Source organism: Cyanobium sp. T1G-Tous, from assembly GCF_024345455.1.
GTDB lineage: Bacteria > Cyanobacteriota > Cyanobacteriia > PCC-6307 > Cyanobiaceae > Cyanobium_A.
On sequence record NZ_JAGQBD010000002.1, the window covers coordinates 179,302 to 193,373 of the forward strand.

The 14,072-nt window shown below is 66.6% G+C and carries 13 protein-coding genes; 6 read left to right on the forward strand and 7 right to left on the reverse strand.

Features of this window, described 5'->3' with window-relative positions; all coding sequences use genetic code 11:
- Nucleotides 1-365 precede the first annotated feature (365 nt).
- Entirely contained in the window at nucleotides 366-1,244 is an 879-nt protein-coding gene (gene folD, locus KBY75_RS02400; protein WP_255022864.1) for a bifunctional methylenetetrahydrofolate dehydrogenase/methenyltetrahydrofolate cyclohydrolase FolD, read from the reverse strand.
- A gap of 69 nt (nucleotides 1,245-1,313) precedes the next feature.
- Between folD and KBY75_RS02405 the strand changes: the two genes are divergently transcribed.
- Nucleotides 1,314-3,383 (forward strand): HDIG domain-containing metalloprotein, encoded by a 2,070-nt coding sequence (locus tag KBY75_RS02405; protein WP_255022822.1) that lies wholly within the window; start codon nucleotides 1,314-1,316, stop codon nucleotides 3,381-3,383.
- Here KBY75_RS02405 and KBY75_RS02410 read toward each other — a convergent pair.
- Together KBY75_RS02410 and KBY75_RS02415 are read right to left on the reverse strand one after the other, a co-directional pair.
- Nucleotides 3,380-3,904, reverse strand: a complete 525-nt coding sequence (locus tag KBY75_RS02410) for a hypothetical protein (protein WP_254929258.1) — start codon at nucleotides 3,902-3,904, stop codon at nucleotides 3,380-3,382. The two genes, KBY75_RS02405 and KBY75_RS02410, sit on opposite strands and share 4 nt — an antisense overlap.
- Complete coding sequence (locus KBY75_RS02415) at nucleotides 3,901-4,188, reverse strand: SemiSWEET family sugar transporter (RefSeq protein WP_254935999.1); 288 nt, start codon at nucleotides 4,186-4,188, stop codon at nucleotides 3,901-3,903. The genes KBY75_RS02410 and KBY75_RS02415 overlap by 4 nt, the downstream gene beginning before the upstream one ends.
- Nucleotides 4,189-4,248: 60 nt before the next feature.
- Between KBY75_RS02415 and KBY75_RS02420 the strand changes: the two genes are divergently transcribed.
- The 4 genes from KBY75_RS02420 (at nucleotide 4,249) to KBY75_RS02435 (ending at nucleotide 7,229) form a co-directional block, all read left to right on the forward strand.
- The gene (locus KBY75_RS02420) at nucleotides 4,249-5,760 is read left to right on the forward strand and encodes a peptide ligase PGM1-related protein (RefSeq protein ID WP_255022823.1); all 1,512 of its coding nucleotides are present in this window, start codon (nucleotides 4,249-4,251) and stop codon (nucleotides 5,758-5,760) included.
- Nucleotides 5,761-5,764: 4 nt separating this feature from the next.
- The gene (locus KBY75_RS02425; protein WP_255022824.1) at nucleotides 5,765-6,052 is read left to right on the forward strand and encodes a hypothetical protein; all 288 of its coding nucleotides are present in this window, start codon (nucleotides 5,765-5,767) and stop codon (nucleotides 6,050-6,052) included.
- An 8-nt stretch (nucleotides 6,053-6,060) separates the two neighbouring features.
- On the forward strand, nucleotides 6,061-6,588 hold the full coding sequence (locus KBY75_RS02430; protein WP_255022825.1) for a hypothetical protein: 528 nt from the start codon (nucleotides 6,061-6,063) through the stop codon (nucleotides 6,586-6,588).
- A gap of 200 nt (nucleotides 6,589-6,788) precedes the next feature.
- Nucleotides 6,789-7,229, forward strand: a complete 441-nt coding sequence (locus KBY75_RS02435; RefSeq protein ID WP_254935995.1) for a hypothetical protein — start codon at nucleotides 6,789-6,791, stop codon at nucleotides 7,227-7,229.
- A gap of 33 nt (nucleotides 7,230-7,262) precedes the next feature.
- On the opposite strand, the gene KBY75_RS02440 is transcribed toward KBY75_RS02435, so the two are convergent.
- A complete protein-coding gene (locus KBY75_RS02440) occupies nucleotides 7,263-8,111 on the reverse strand; it encodes a carbohydrate ABC transporter permease (protein ID WP_255022826.1) in 849 nt (282 codons plus the stop codon).
- Between the two features lie 207 nt (nucleotides 8,112-8,318).
- Entirely contained in the window at nucleotides 8,319-9,962 is a 1,644-nt protein-coding gene (locus KBY75_RS02445) for a 2-isopropylmalate synthase (RefSeq protein WP_254935993.1), read from the reverse strand.
- Nucleotides 9,963-10,048: 86 nt separating this feature from the next.
- Here KBY75_RS02445 and KBY75_RS02450 point away from each other — a divergent pair, with 86 nt between their 5' ends.
- Nucleotides 10,049-11,623 (forward strand): glycoside hydrolase family 57 protein, encoded by a 1,575-nt coding sequence (locus KBY75_RS02450; protein ID WP_255022827.1) that lies wholly within the window; start codon nucleotides 10,049-10,051, stop codon nucleotides 11,621-11,623.
- Between the two features lie 8 nt (nucleotides 11,624-11,631).
- Here the strand turns inward: KBY75_RS02450 and crtL are convergent, their stop codons facing one another.
- Both crtL and KBY75_RS02460 read right to left on the reverse strand, forming a co-directional pair.
- Entirely contained in the window at nucleotides 11,632-12,939 is a 1,308-nt protein-coding gene (gene crtL, locus KBY75_RS02455; protein WP_255022828.1) for a lycopene beta cyclase, read from the reverse strand.
- Nucleotides 12,932-14,065: a CARDB domain-containing protein gene (locus KBY75_RS02460; RefSeq protein WP_254935990.1), complete on the reverse strand. Its 1,134-nt coding sequence runs from the start codon at nucleotides 14,063-14,065 to the stop codon at nucleotides 12,932-12,934. The genes crtL and KBY75_RS02460 overlap by 8 nt, the downstream gene beginning before the upstream one ends.
- Nucleotides 14,066-14,072: the final 7 nt, after the last annotated feature.

The window sequence follows — 14,072 nt, forward strand, 5'->3', positions numbered from 1 at the left end:
TACTTTTCGGTGTGTACGACAACGTGGTCATGCACTTACCGAGCACCGCTGAACGCTCTTTCAACAGTTCATAGCTACGCATCTCAGCGAGCTTAAGCGCTTCCAGCGCCTCGGAAATTTGGCTGAAATGCTTGCCATGGACCTCTTCGTCCAAGAGCAACTCCACGGACTCCTGAGCCCGGAGAACCTGTGACAAAACTATAGAGATCTCCATTCATAGACTCCAAAATCAAAGACCTTATAGAAGCATTGGTTAACTGACTGGGAGTGCTGACGGTAAAAATACCCAAACCTGGGTATCAACAGCCAAACCTGGATACAGCTAGCCCGCCTTATTAGAGCGGCGCTGGTCGGGCCCCGCCCGCTCAGGGGACCAAATCGCCCAGGCCGTGCTCGACGCCGGCACGGCGGCACCAGGCCACCACGGTGTTCACCAGCAGCATGGTGACAGTCATCGGGCCCACGCCACCGGGCACGGGGCTGATGGCGCTGGCGAGGGGCTCCACCTCCTCAAAACGCACATCGCCGCATAGGCCGCTCTCGGTGCGGTGGATGCCCACATCAATCACCACGGCACCAGGTTTCACATGCTCAGCACCGATCATGCGGGGCCGGCCGGCGGCCACCACCAGCACGTCGGCCTGGCGGGTGAGGGCAGCAATATCAGTGGTGCGGGAGTGGGCCACGCTCACGGTGGCATCGGCGGCCTGGAGCATCAGCGCCATCGGCTGGCCCACCAAGATGCTGCGGCCCACCACGACGGCCCGCTGGCCGGAAAGGGCCACGCCGTGGCGGGCCAGCAGGGCCATCACACCAGCGGGGGTGCAGCTACGCGGCCCCGGCTCACCCTTGAGGAGCCGGCCCAGATTCAAAGTGTGCAGGCCGTCGGCATCCTTCTCCGGGTCGATCCCCAGCAGCAGCGGGCCTTCATCGAGGCCGGCAGGCAGGGGCAGCTGCAGCAGGATGCCGTCGCAGGCGATATCGGCGTTGAGCTGCTGCACCGCGGCCAGCACTTCGGCAGCGCTGGCCGTGGCGCTGAGGTGGGCGCCGAGGCTGGTGATGCCCACCCGGGCGCAGGCCTTTTCCTTATTAGCTACATAGACGCCACTGGCCGGGTCGTCGCCCACCCGCAACACCGCCAAACCAGGCGGGCGCCCCACGGCTGCCAGTCGCTCAGCGATCGTCGCCTGCAACCGGAGTTCGATCTCACCGGCCAGCTGGCGGCCGTCCATAAGGGTGGCCATGGTGCAGAAAGCAAGCACGCCTCCCCAGCTTGCAATCCCGCCCGGCCTAGGGCCCGCTAGCGTTTTGGAATGGTGTTAAGGCGGCTGCGAACCCTGTGGCGGCAGCTATTGCGGCTGGAGCGCCCGCGGCATTCGCCGGGGGTTTGGCGCAATCGCGATACAGCGTCAGTGCTGCTGGTGTGCGCCCTGGTGGCACTGGTATCGAGTTGGCCCTGGTTGGTGGAGCCAAACCTGCGACCCGGCATGGAGGCTCCCTTCACTGCTAGGGCACCGCAGGCGGCAAAGGTGGTGGATAGCAATGCCCTGGAGGAGCGGCGCCAGGAGGTGGTGCCTCGCAGCACGGTGCAGGTGGTGGATGAGCAGGTCAACAGGCAGCTGCGTCAGAAATTGGAGCAGGATCTGCAGGCGGTGGAGCAGCAGGCCAAATCAGACCAGCAGCGCATCGAACCGGTGGCAATTACCACCGAAGAGCGCAATTGGCTGCGGGGGGCCGGGGGCACCCAGCTCACGGCCTGGGGCCGGGAGGTGCGCCAAGCCCAGCTGCGCATGCTCAGCCAGGGGCTGGCAGCTGGGGTCGCAGAAGGCCAGCTGCTTCAGGCGGCCACCCTGCAGCTCGAGCCCTTGGCACCGCTACCGCGGGGGCTGGGGGCACGGCTTTTGGCTAGCTCCCTGCAGGGCCACTCCAACCTGCGCAGTGATCCAGGCCTGAGCCAGCGGCGCATCGAGGCGTTGATCACCCAGCAGGGGATCCCCACGATCACGGTGCAGCAGGGAGATCTGATCACCCGTCAGGGCGACACGATCAGCCCCCAGGCCTTTGACGTACTTGATTACTTCGGCCTGGTGAACCGGCGGCCGCGGCCCCTGGCCTGGCTTGGTCACTTCCTAGAAGCGCTGGCCATGGCTGGCGTGCTGGTGCTGGTGCTGCGCCGCTGGCGGGCCTGCCTGGAGCCGCGGCAAGCGCTGCTGGCCCTGGGGGCACTGCTGGTAGTGCAGGGTTTTGCGCTTTGGCTGGGGCCCCTGGCGAGTCCGCTGGTGCTGCTGGTGCCCCCGGCGCTGCTGCTGGCCCAAGGGCTGGGCACCCCCTGCGGCTTGGCCTGGCTGGCGGCAGCCAGCTTCCTGTGGCCGATGCCGATCACGGCCCTGATGGGAGTGAGGCTGCTGGTGGCGGCAGCGGTGGGCAGCGTGGCTGCCCTGGCGGCCGGACGACAGCGCAGCCGGGCCGAACTACTGCAACTGGCGGTGCTGCTGCCCGGCGCCGGTCTGCTGCTGCAGTGGCTACCACTTCAATGGGGGCTGCAGGGGCCGGGAGCGGTGGCCCAGGTGGACCTCGTGAGCGAAGCCCTGCTGCTGGGCGGCCTGCTGATGGCGGGCCTGCTGCTGGCGCCGCTGGTGGAAACCTTCTTTGGCCTGGTGACGCGGGCGCGGTTGATGGAGCTGGCCGACCTGCAAAGGCCCCTGCTGCGGCGGCTCTCGGTGGAAGCACCCGGCACCTTCGAGCACACCTTGATGATCGCGGGCCTAGCTGAGGAGGGGGCGCGGGCCATCCAGGCCGACATCGATCTGGTGCGCACCGGGGCGCTATATCACGACGTAGGCAAGCTGCACGGCCCCCAATGGTTTATCGAGAACCAGGGCGAGGGCGCCAACCCGCACGACAGCCTTGACGACCCCTTCGCCAGCGCCGCCATCCTGCAGGCCCATGTGGATGAGGGGTTGAAGCTGGCCCGCCGCTACCGGCTGCCACGGCCCCTGGCCGACTTCATTCCAGAGCACCAGGGCACCTTGAAAATGGGCTACTTCCTGCACCATGCCCGCGAACGGGATCCGGGCGTTGCCGAGGAGCGCTTCCGCTATCGGGGGCCAACGCCCCGCAGCCGGGAGACGGCGATCTTGATGCTGGCCGATGGCTGCGAAGCCGCCCTGCGCTCCCTGCCGCCCGGCACTTGCGAAAGCGAGGCTCGCCAGATGGTGCGCCGCATCATCGAAGCTCGCCAAGACGACAACCAGCTAGCCGAAAGCGGCATCAGTCGGGCCGAACTGGAACTACTGATCCGGGCCTTCGTGCGGGTGTGGCGGCGGATGCGCCACCGGCGCATCGCCTACCCGATCCCAGCCAGAAAGGGCTACAGCGCCTAGCGCGGCTCCTCAAATTGCTGCCAGGCCTCGAGCAGGGTGTAGGCCGCCAGCTTGCGCCGCCAGACATCTAGCGCGCCGCCCTGATCGGGATGCCACTGGGGCAGGTTGCGGCGCCAGGCTGAGCGCACCAGGGCCCAGTCGCTGCCTGGCTCGACTCCAAGCTCAGCGCAGGCCCGCCGGTAGGCATCCGGGGGCGGCGGTGCTAACTCGGCGACAGCCGGCTCAGCAGCAACGGTGCGCCCAGGAGTACTCCGCACCAGCACGGGCTTAGCCCGCTGCTGCCTCTTCAGCAGCAGCCACAGGCAGCGCAGCAGCCCATTGGCAATCAGCAGGACACCCACCCCGGCAAATATCGCCGGCGACCAGAGCATGCGCAGGCTGTCGGCAGCTAGCTGGGAGTTGCCCTGCCCCCCCTGCTGGCTGGCACCAGCCAGGATGAAGGCGGCCAGCAGGGCACCGAGGCCCAGACTGATCAGGCCGTGCAGCAGCGAGTCCAGGGCTGGGCGGATCCGGGCGCTCATCGGCGCGGAGCGCGCAGGGACTGCAGCTTGCGCTCCAACACGATCCCCGCGGGCACCAGGGTGACCAGGTTGGCCACGATCAAGGGGCCATCGCCTGTGTAAAACCCGTAGATGGCCCACAGGGCAATGCCGGCGGTAAACAGGCCGTACATGCGCAGGGAGATGGCGCTGGTGTCGCCACTGCGCAGGGTCTTGAGGGCCTGGGGGAAGAAGCTCAAGGTGGTGAGCAACGCCGCCAGGTAGCCAAGGGCGCGCACAGCAGGACTAACCAAAGGAACTGCCATGGGGGTTGGGCGAGCGTGCCGTCAGCATGGGAGCTGGCACTCGATCCTGCCCCCACTCCCATGACATTGCTCAGCTTCCGCGAGCTCCAGGCCCAACTGCAGCCGCAGTGGGGCCAGAGCACCGCAGCCCAGGGGCCGGATGTGGACGTGCTGATGGTGCCGTCGCTGTCGATGGACCAGAACCAGATCGACCTGGTGACCGGCGCCCACCACTACGAGGAGCGCCAACTGTTTTCGCTGATCCGGCTGCGGGATCCGGGGGTGCGCATGGTGTATGCCACCAGCAAACCGCTGGGGGAGCTGGTGGTGGATGCGGTGCTGGAGCTGCTGCCGGGGGTGCCCACCTCCCATGCGCGGCGGCGGCTGCACCTAGTCGACACCGACGACGCCTCCAGCCGACCCCTCACCGCCAAGCTGCTGGAGCGGCCGGCCCTGCTGGGGCGCATCGCCGAGCTGCTGCGGCCGGGGCGCAGCTTCATCAACTGCTTTGTTGTGAGCGACCTGGAACGCCAGCTCTCGGAGCGGCTGCAGGTGCCGCTGCTGGGCACCGATCCGGCCCTGGGCTATTGGGGCAGCAAGGCCGGCAGCCGCGAGCTGTTCGCCCGCTGCGGCGTGCCCCACCCCCCCGGCTCGGCCCTCACCCACAACCTCGACGACCTCACCGAGGCGGCGGCTGAGCTTTGGGAAGCCCACCCCGAGCTGCGCCAGTGCGTGGTGAAGCTCAATGAGGGCTTCAGCGGCGAGGGCAATGCCCCTTTGCCGCTCGAACCCCTGCAGCTGGCGGGACTCAGTGGCGCTGAGCGGCGGCGGCGGCTGCGGCAGGCCCTGGAGGCTCTGCCGATGCCAGCCGCCAGCTGGAAGGAGCAGCTGGCGGTGCAGGGGGCGCTGGTGGAGGCTTGGCTGGAGGGAGGGGAGGAGCTCAGCTCACCAAGCGTGCAGGGCACGATTTATCCCGGCAGGGGAGGGCAGGCCGGCGCGGTGGAGGTGCTCTCGAGCCATGAGCAGGTGCTAGGCGGCCCCAGCGGCCAGACCTACCTGGGCTGCAGCTTCCCGGCGGCCGAGTCCTACCGGGCCAAGCTGATGCGCCACGGCCAGGCGGTGGGCGAGGCGCTAGCGGCAGAGGGCGCGCTGGAGCGCTATGCGGTGGATTTCATCGCCCGGCGCTTTGGCGATCGCTGGGATCTGCAGGCGATCGAGGTGAACCTGCGCCAGGGCGGCACCACCCACCCCTACATGGCGCTAAGCGCCATCACCAGCGGCAGCCTCGATCCAGCCAGCGGGCTGTATCACGCCCCCAGCGGCCCGGCCCTGCACTACAAGGCCACCGACAACCTCACGGCGCCGCACCTGCGCGGGCTGCTGCCGGTGGATCTGATCGACATCGTGGCTGAGGCGGGCCTGCACTTCGACCCGTCCCAGCTGCGCGGCAGCGTGTTTCACCTGCTGGGCTGCCTGTCGCAATACGGCAAGCTCGGCATGACCTGCATCGGCCGCAGCGCCGCGGAAGCAGAAGCGGTGTACGGGGCCACGGAAGCGGAGCTGCTGAGAGCCGCCCGGCGGCTGGGGCACTAGGGCAATGGCTGATGAATTGGTGCAGCTGGAGACCAGCCGCAGGTCTGAGTGGCTTGACACGGGTAGCGAGATCCGGTTGGTTGGAGGGAGTTTTCAAGCACCCATGCAGCGGACGGAGGCCCTCTCCATCCTTCGCTTGAAGGTCCTGCCGGGTAGCCGGCAGGAGCTCTATCAGGCGATCCAGAGCAGCAACCCCGAGCTAGTGGGCTGGGGTGATCTGGAGTTGGAGGCCTACCGGCGGCTGTGGCAGTTTCTGCCGCCCGCTGGCGAGTTAGGCCGTAGGGCTGCCTAAGGGCACCAATGCAGCAACGGCGCGCCACGGCCAACCTTTTTTGCACCACCTTGATGGCGCTAACGCTGCTGGGCTGCAATGGCGCGGAGCGGCAAAAGCGCGAGCAGGCGGAGGCAGCCCAGCGGCAGCTGAGTGCCCTGGTGAGCCGCTGCCGCGGCCAGCAGCCAGCGGTGCAGCGTCAATTGCAGGAGCTGCGGCGCAGCAGCAGCGAGCTAGCCAATCTCAAGCAACAGGCCTACTCCCCCCTTCGGAGGCCTGCGGCACCAGATCCGGAGCTGCTGGCACGCTTCACCCGCGAAGACCAGGAGCTTGAGCAGGAGCGCTATGAGCAGGCCCTGGCGGTCTGGCGCAGCAGCGATCGCGCCGAGCGCCGCTACTGGCAGGGTGAGCAGGAGGCCAAGCGGCAACGCAGCAAGGCCCGCCAGCAGCAGGCCGAAAAAGCCTTGCTGGCCCTAGGAGTTGGCAGCACAGCTGCGGATCGCAACGCCTGGAGCCGCTGCGATCCGCAGCAACTTGCCGCGGTAGCGCCACGTTGAACTCAGTAGCCTTTGGCTGCAACATGGTTTATTACGAAACCAAATTCGTAATCCAGGCCGGAAACGTGGCGGGTGTCCATCAAGAGATGGCTTAAAAACTGCCTGGCCTCCTGCCTGCAAACACCTCACAATCCCCCAGCCACCCCTGACAAAACTCCTTCTGCCCGCCAGCATATAGGCAGAACTGGCTGCTTGCCTTGATGACCCCAGCCCCTGACCAAGCCGCGATCAGCACCGAAGCCAGCCCCAACGGCGCTTCTCTCGCCTGGGTGCCCTGGCTGCAGGCCGGTGTCACGGCAATGCTGGTGGTGCTTTTTTTGGTGATCGTGGGTAAATCCCGCCAGCAAAACGACACGATCCGCCAGCTGCAGGAGCGGGTGCAGGGATTGGAGAACAGCCGGGCCCTCGATCGCACCACTGGCCTGGAACAGCAGCTGCGCACCACCGTGGAGCGGCTGCAGGCGGTGGAGCGCAACGGCACCCGCATCGATGGGCTGAGCCGCGAAACCGCAAACCTGCGGGCTGAGCTCAGCAAGTTGCGCGCAGCCCGCCCCAGCGAAGCGACTGACCCGAAAAGCGATGAGCTGCCTTTGGGGGTGCCGCCCCTGCCGCCTGTGCGCCCCCCTGCATCTACAAACTGATCAAGCAGGAGCTTTTCAATCCCTCACTGGTTTTCAGCCTTTGACTGCATCGCCGGCGGCGCTGGGCAGGATGTAGCGCTGCAGGCCGATAAACACCACCAGCACCGGCAGGATCGAAATCACCGCTCCTGCCGCCACCAGGCGCCAGTCGAGCGAAAAGCTGCTGGCCAGCTGTTGCAGACCAAGTGGCAGCGTGTAGAGCTCGGGTTCATCGAGGATCACCAGGGGCCAGAGAAAATCGCTCCAGGTACCGATGAACACGAACATCGCCAGGGTGATCAGGTCGGCCCGGGCCGCTGGAATCATCACGTTCCACCACTCCCCCACCGGCGTGCAGCCATCGCAGCGGGCCGCCTCCTCCAGCTCCACCGGCACCCCCAGGAAGCTCTGCCGCAGCAGGAAAATGCCAAAGGCGGTGGCCGCCTGGGGAATGATCAGGGCCCAAAGGGTGTTGCGCAGGCCGATCTGCACCATCAACAGGTAGAGCGGAATCATGACCACCTGAAAGGGGATCAAAATCGTTGCTACCACTAGGGCCAGCACCAAGCCCCGGCCGCGAAAATTCATGCGGGCCAGGGGATAGGCCGCCAGCGAGCAGAAGAGCACATTGGCCAGCACCGCCAGGCCACTCACAATCGTGCTATTGAGCAAGTAGGTGCCGATTGGATTGTCGCTAAAAAGGCGTCTGTAGGCCTCAAAGCTGGGCTGACTGGGCCAGAGGGCTGGCGGGCTGGTGAAAATGTCCTCCGCCGGACCCTTCAGCGAGGTGCTCACCAGCCACAGCAGCGGCACCAGCATCGCCAGGGCCACCAGCAACAGCAAAATCAGCTGGGCGGCGGCACTGAGCCGTGAGCGGCGCGGTCCTGAGAAGGGCAGGCTCATGGCGGGGGAGCTGAGGGGAAGAAGATGACTCAGGCGGGGGGACTGGCCAGGGGTGGGGGATTTCGTGCTTTGGCGCTTAGTCGTGTTTTGGCGCTTAGCTTAGTCTTGGCTTAGCTAATTAATAAAAACATCGCCGACCCAGGGACGCGAACCCAAGCTGAAACGCCGCACCCAAACGACCAGATCCACAGGCATAGACCCACAGGCCTAAACCCGTGGCCGGTCGGCCAGGGGCAGATCGCCCACTACGGGCAGCGGAGCCTTCTGGGGGTGCAGCGGCTGGTGACGCCCACCGGCTACCAGCCTATTGAGGGCGTTCACGAAGGCCTGGGCGGCGGCCACCACGATGTCCGTGTCGGCGGAGTGGCCCGAATAGAGCACGCCCTCGTGGCGCAGCCGGATCGTCACATCACCCATGGCATCGATGCCTTCGGTGACCGATTTCACCGAAAATTCCACCAGCTCATTGGGCACTTGGGCCAGCCGATTGAGCGCCTGACACACCGCGTCCACCGGCCCGGTGCCGATCGCCGCCTCGCTGAGCTCGGCGCCATCCGCCGTTACCAGGGTGACGGTGGCGGTGGGCTGCAAGCCCGTGCCACAGCTCACCTGCACGCTCTTGAGGGTGAAGCTGCCGCCATCTTGCTGCTGCACCTGCTCGCTCACGATCGCCTCTAGATCGCGGTCGCTGATTTCCCGCTTGCGATCAGCCAGCTCCTTGAAGCGGGCGAAGGCATCGTCGAGGTCCTCACGCTCGAGCGTGTAGCCCAGCTCCTCAAGCCGGGCCCGGAAGGCACTGCGCCCGCTGAGTTTGCCCAGGGAGATGCGGTTGTCCGCCAAACCAACGGTGCGGGCATCAATGATTTCGTAGGTGAGGCGGTTCTTGAGTACGCCGTCTTGGTGGATGCCACTCTCGTGGGCAAAGGCGTTGGCGCCCACGATCGCCTTATTGGGCTGCACCGCCATGCCGGTGAGGTTGCTCACCAGCCGCGAGGTCTTGGTGATCTCCTCGGTGCGCACGCCCGTGAGCGGCTCGGTGCTCTCCGCTGGCCGCCCCAGGAAGGGGTTGAAGTAGCTGCGCCGCACGTGCAGCGCCATCACCAGCTCCTCGAGCGAGGCGTTGCCAGCCCGCTCACCTATGCCATTGATCGTGCACTCCAGCTGGCGGGCGCCGTTTTTCACCGCCTCGAGGAAGTTGGCCACCGCCAGGCCCAGGTCGTTGTGGCCGTGCACCGAGATCACCGCCTGGTCGATGTTGGGCACCTGGGCATTGATACCGGCGATCAGGGCGCCGAATTCCGCTGGGGTGGCGTAACCCACGGTGTCGGGAATATTGATCGTGGTAGCGCCGGCGCTGATCGCCGCCTCGATCACCTGATGCATGAACTCCGGATCACTGCGGCCGGCGTCTTCGCAGGAAAATTCCACGTCGTCCACCAGCGAGCGGGCGTAGGCCACCATCTCGGCGGTGATCGCCAGCACCTCAGCGCGGCTCTTGCGCAGCTTGTGCTCGAGATGGATGTCGCTGGTGGCAATAAAGGTGTGGATGCGCCGCTTAGCAGCGGGCGCCACCGCATCAGCGCAGGCCTTGATGTCGCCGGCAGCTGCCCGAGCCAGGCCGCAGATCACCGGCCCTTCCGGCGTGCCAACGGTTTCGGCAATGCGCTGCACTGCGTTGAAATCTCCGGGGCTGGCAAAGGGGAAGCCGGCCTCGATGATGTCCACCCCCAGCCGCGCCAACTGCTGGGCGATCGCCAGCTTCTCCTCGAGGTTCAGGCTGGCGCCAGGCGACTGCTCGCCATCGCGCAAGGTGGTATCAAAGATCAATACGCGGCCGGGATCGCGGGCCATAAGGGAGCCCCTCTAGGCGGAATGACTATGAGATAGCCCATTGTATGCGGGCACTACGCCTAGAGTGCCGTTATCGCAGGATGGTTATGGCCGCAGGCGATCTGGCCCTAGTCCTCCACGCGCATCTTCCCTACGTGCGCTCCAGCGAACCCGGTTCGCTTGAGGAAGATTGGTATTTCCAAGCGCTCCAGGAGTGCTACCTGCCGCTGCTGGCCGTGCTCGAGGCCGCCGCCGCTGACCGGCGCCAGCGCCCCCGGCTCACCCTCGGCCTCTCGCCCACCCTGCTTTCCCTGCTGGCCGATCCCCAGCTCAATGGCCGCTTCCTGGCCTGGATCGCCGTCCGTCAGGAGCTGCTGCAGCAAGCCCCGGAAGACCAAACAGCAGCCGCCAGCCACCTAGCTGCCCAACTCGAGACGGTGGTGAACCAGTGGCGTCAGGCCAAGGGGCAACTGATCCCCCGCTTCCGCAGGCTGCAGCAACAGGGGGTGCTCGACCTGATCACCTGCGGCGCCACCCACGGCTACCTGCCCCTGCTGCGCCAGGTGCCAGAGGCGGTGCGGGCCCAGCTGATCACCGCAGTGCGCGAGCACGAACGCCTGCTGGGTGAGCGGCCCCTAGGCATCTGGCTGCCGGAATGCGCCTACTACGAAGGCCTCGATCAGCAGCTGGTGGGCTGCGGTCTGCGCTACTCGGTGCTCGATGCCCACGGTCTGCTGCACGCCCAACCCCGCCCCCGCTATGGCGTGTTCGCACCGATCTGCTCGCCGGCTGGGGCAGCCTTCTTCGGCCGCGACAGCAGCGCCACCCTGCCGGTGTGGAGCGCCCGCGAGGGCTACCCCGGCGACGGCGCCTACCGGGAATTCCACCGCGACCTGGGCTGGGATCTACCCGACAGCGAACTAGCCAGCCATGCAATCACCAGCCGCCGGCCCCTCGGCCTGAAACTGCACCGGGTCACGGCCCAGGGCTGCCCCCTCGACCAGAAACAGCCCTACGAACCCGCAGTTGCCGCCGAGCGCATCGAGGAGCATGCCGCCACCTACCTGCAGGGCCGAGCCGAGGAGCTCAGCGGCCTGGCCCGCTCGATGGAGCGCCGGCCGCTGCTGGTGGCCCCCTTCGATGCCGAGCTATTTGGCCATTGGTGGTTTGAGGGGCCCCAGTTTCTAGCTGCCCTATTCCGCCAGGCCAATGAGGCCGGCGTGCGCCTGGTGACCCTGCGGGAGGCCCTCGGAGGCGTCGAGCCCCTGCAGGTGTGCCGCCCCTCCCCCAGCAGCTGGGGCCAGGGGGGCTACCACGACTACTGGCTCAACGAGACCAACGCCTGGGTGGTGGCCGAGTGGCAACGGGCCTCCCAGGCCATGGTGGCTCGGGTTCAGCGCGGCGTTGGCAGCCCAGCCCAGCGAGACCTGCTCACCCAGGCGGGCCGGGAGCTGCTGCTGGCCCAAAGCTCTGATTGGAGCTTCATCCTGCGGGCGGGCACCACCACCGGACTGGCCAAAGAAAGGATCGAGCGCCACCTTGATCGCTTCTGGCGCCTGCTGGATGCGATCGAAAACGGCACCGAGCTACCCACCAAATGGCTCAAGGCGATAGCCATCGAAGACGGCCTATTCCCCCTGCTCAACGCAGCCGATTGGCTGCCGGCGCCGGTCCAGGCCTAGGCACAAAACTAGGGATCCAGCATGCGCAGTCCCAGCTGCAACTCCCGGCCCCGCATGCCCATCAAGCCCCAGCGCACGCTCCAGGGTGCCGTGGCAAATAGGGCGAGCATCGCCGCCAGCAGCTCGCCCAGGCTGAGCGTATTGGTCAAAAAGCCATACCACTGGACGCTGGGCAGGGAGAAGAAGCTGGCGAAGTGACTGCGCAGCTGGGGCTCGGAGAAGCGCATCAATTTCTCCAGCCCAAATTGATAGAGGGCCTGTTTACGGCGTAGCTCCGGGGGCCAGAGCGCCTGCCAGCCAGCTGCGGCCAGCTCCGCCGAAGTGGCGGCCGGTTCAGCCCGCAGCCGCGCCGCCACCGCTGCGGCCACCGCAGGGGCCCGGCGCAGCAGGGCCCCCACCATGTAGCCCGAGGCCGGATGCACCATCGCCGCGGCCCCACCGAAGCCCAGCACCGGCTGCTCCAGATCCGGCAGGGGCAGATTCATCGGAAACAGGCAGAATTCATCGTGCTCCACCTGCGTGATCGCCACGCCGCGGTGGGCCAGGCGCCGCTCCAGCCGCTGCTGCAGCGCCGCATAGGGCACCGGCGGCGCCAGGGCGAGGGAGGTTTCCTCCACGAAGAAGCGACCGCCACCCAGGTCCATCGCATACAGAAAGGTGGGCGGCTCCTGTCGCTCCGCGTCGCTGAGATGGTCGGAGCGGTAATCCATCAGCACGAATTGCCCCGGCTCCACCGGCGGCGCCGTAAACCGGCCCAACACCCCGTAGGCCGCCTGGCCCGCCACCGGCCCCTGGTCGGGCCGCCGCACAAATACCGCCTTGTGGCCGCTGGCATCCACCACCAGCCGCGCCTCGATCACGGCTGGAGCAGCGCCACCGGCCTCGCCATCACTCGCGGGGGCAGTGCGCACCCGACTGCGCCCCTCCTCCACCGCCAACTCCAGTGCCTGCCCGCGCAGCCACTGCACGCCGGCAGCCTCACAACGCTCCAGCCAGAACTGCTGCAGCCTGTTTTTGTCGAACAGGCCGTAGTCGCGGCCGTGGGCGGTGGGGCTGTTGGCTGGATCGGCAGGATCGCTGCTGCCGGCACCGAAATAACTCAGCGTGTCGCTCCAGCGATGCTCCAGCAGGTGGCCAAGGCCTAGGGCATCCACCTCGTCTCCCCAGATCCCGTAGGTGTTGGGCCAGGGGTCGCGGCAATCGCTTGCCGCCAGCACAACCACCGCCAGCCCCTGCTCCGCCAGCTCGGCAGCGATAGCCAGTGCCGCCGGGCCTGCACCCACCACCAGCACATCAAAAACCAACAGCTCAGACATCTGGCAGCTGGATGTCGAGAGTGGCGCGATTGTTGAACTGAAAAGCTGCCTCCTCCAGGATCTGACCCTCGGGATCGGCGATCACCTCGAGACGATGGCACCCCGCGGGGAGCTGCAGGGGAACGCTGAAGGTTTCACTGGCACCGGCAGCCAGCCAGGGGAGCCGCAGATAGCGATGGCCGCCATAGCTGTCGTTGACAACCACGGCAACGCCCACATCGCTCACATCCATGGCACCACGATTGGCCACGGTGAAGTGGGCGCTGCCATCGCGGAAGTACAGCGCCTCAATGGCCAGATCACTCACCAGCTGGTGCAGTTGCTGCAAGGGATAGAGCACCAGCCGCTGCAGGGATGCCAGCCGTGTGCCGGGATGTTCGTGGTGAAGATGGCCTCCGTAACGCAGATCAGTGCTGCAGCCGTGCAGATGCAGATGGGCGTGGGGATCGGGGATCGTGACCCGGCCCTGGGCTGGATCGGTGTCGAAGAAGCCGCAGCAATCCCACTCCAGGGAGCGGCCCAGAAACCGGATCGGATCGCTGGGATCCCCGGGATTCTCCGGCGCTAATCGGTAGTGCTGCAGCAGTTGGTAGATGCTTCGCGCTGCGGTGCCATCGCTGGCCGCACTGCTGGCCACGGAGGTGTTGCGCCGCTGCTGCCCCATGCACAACTTTGAGGCCACCGTGATCACCAGAGACTCCCACTGCGACACCAGGCGCAGGCCATAAATCGGCGCCTCTGCTAACCGGCCCTGCTGCCGCAGCTGGGCAATCGCCTCAGCCACCAGCTCCTGCAACGGCCGGCCCCGCACCTCGCTCAGGCTGGCCAGATCCACCGGCGTGCGCACGGCGGTGGCATCACCGCTGAAACAAACGTAAGGGAAGTGGCTGCTGCCATCCCCAGGCCGCAAGGCCCGAATACCGCCATCGCTGGCCTGGCATTTCCAGATCGTGGTGACCACGCCATCGGCATCCTGCAGGAAGGTGAGCTCCCCGTTGTCGATGCTGGTGGTGGTGCCCAATCCCAACACATCACCCTGGAGAGGAATGCGCTCCAGGGGCAGGTGCTCGTTCACATCGCCCTGAATCAAATCGCTGATGGTGTTTGCGATCCAGAGGTCGGCCATGGGAATG

Coding starts and splice junctions, on each gene's coding strand:
- folD (WP_255022864.1), bottom strand. CDS start 1,244: ATGGCCACCCTTATGGACGGCCGCCAGCTGGCCGGTGAGATCGAACTC.
- KBY75_RS02405 (WP_255022822.1), top strand. CDS start 1,314: ATGGTGTTAAGGCGGCTGCGAACCCTGTGGCGGCAGCTATTGCGGCTG.
- KBY75_RS02410 (WP_254929258.1), bottom strand. CDS start 3,904: ATGAGCGCCCGGATCCGCCCAGCCCTGGACTCGCTGCTGCACGGCCTG.
- KBY75_RS02415 (WP_254935999.1), bottom strand. CDS start 4,188: ATGGCAGTTCCTTTGGTTAGTCCTGCTGTGCGCGCCCTTGGCTACCTG.
- KBY75_RS02420 (WP_255022823.1), top strand. CDS start 4,249: ATGACATTGCTCAGCTTCCGCGAGCTCCAGGCCCAACTGCAGCCGCAG.
- KBY75_RS02425 (WP_255022824.1), top strand. CDS start 5,765: ATGGCTGATGAATTGGTGCAGCTGGAGACCAGCCGCAGGTCTGAGTGG.
- KBY75_RS02430 (WP_255022825.1), top strand. CDS start 6,061: ATGCAGCAACGGCGCGCCACGGCCAACCTTTTTTGCACCACCTTGATG.
- KBY75_RS02435 (WP_254935995.1), top strand. CDS start 6,789: ATGACCCCAGCCCCTGACCAAGCCGCGATCAGCACCGAAGCCAGCCCC.
- KBY75_RS02440 (WP_255022826.1), bottom strand. CDS start 8,111: ATGAGCCTGCCCTTCTCAGGACCGCGCCGCTCACGGCTCAGTGCCGCC.
- KBY75_RS02445 (WP_254935993.1), bottom strand. CDS start 9,962: ATGGCCCGCGATCCCGGCCGCGTATTGATCTTTGATACCACCTTGCGC.
- KBY75_RS02450 (WP_255022827.1), top strand. CDS start 10,049: ATGGCCGCAGGCGATCTGGCCCTAGTCCTCCACGCGCATCTTCCCTAC.
- crtL (WP_255022828.1), bottom strand. CDS start 12,939: ATGTCTGAGCTGTTGGTTTTTGATGTGCTGGTGGTGGGTGCAGGCCCG.
- KBY75_RS02460 (WP_254935990.1), bottom strand. CDS start 14,065: ATGGCCGACCTCTGGATCGCAAACACCATCAGCGATTTGATTCAGGGC.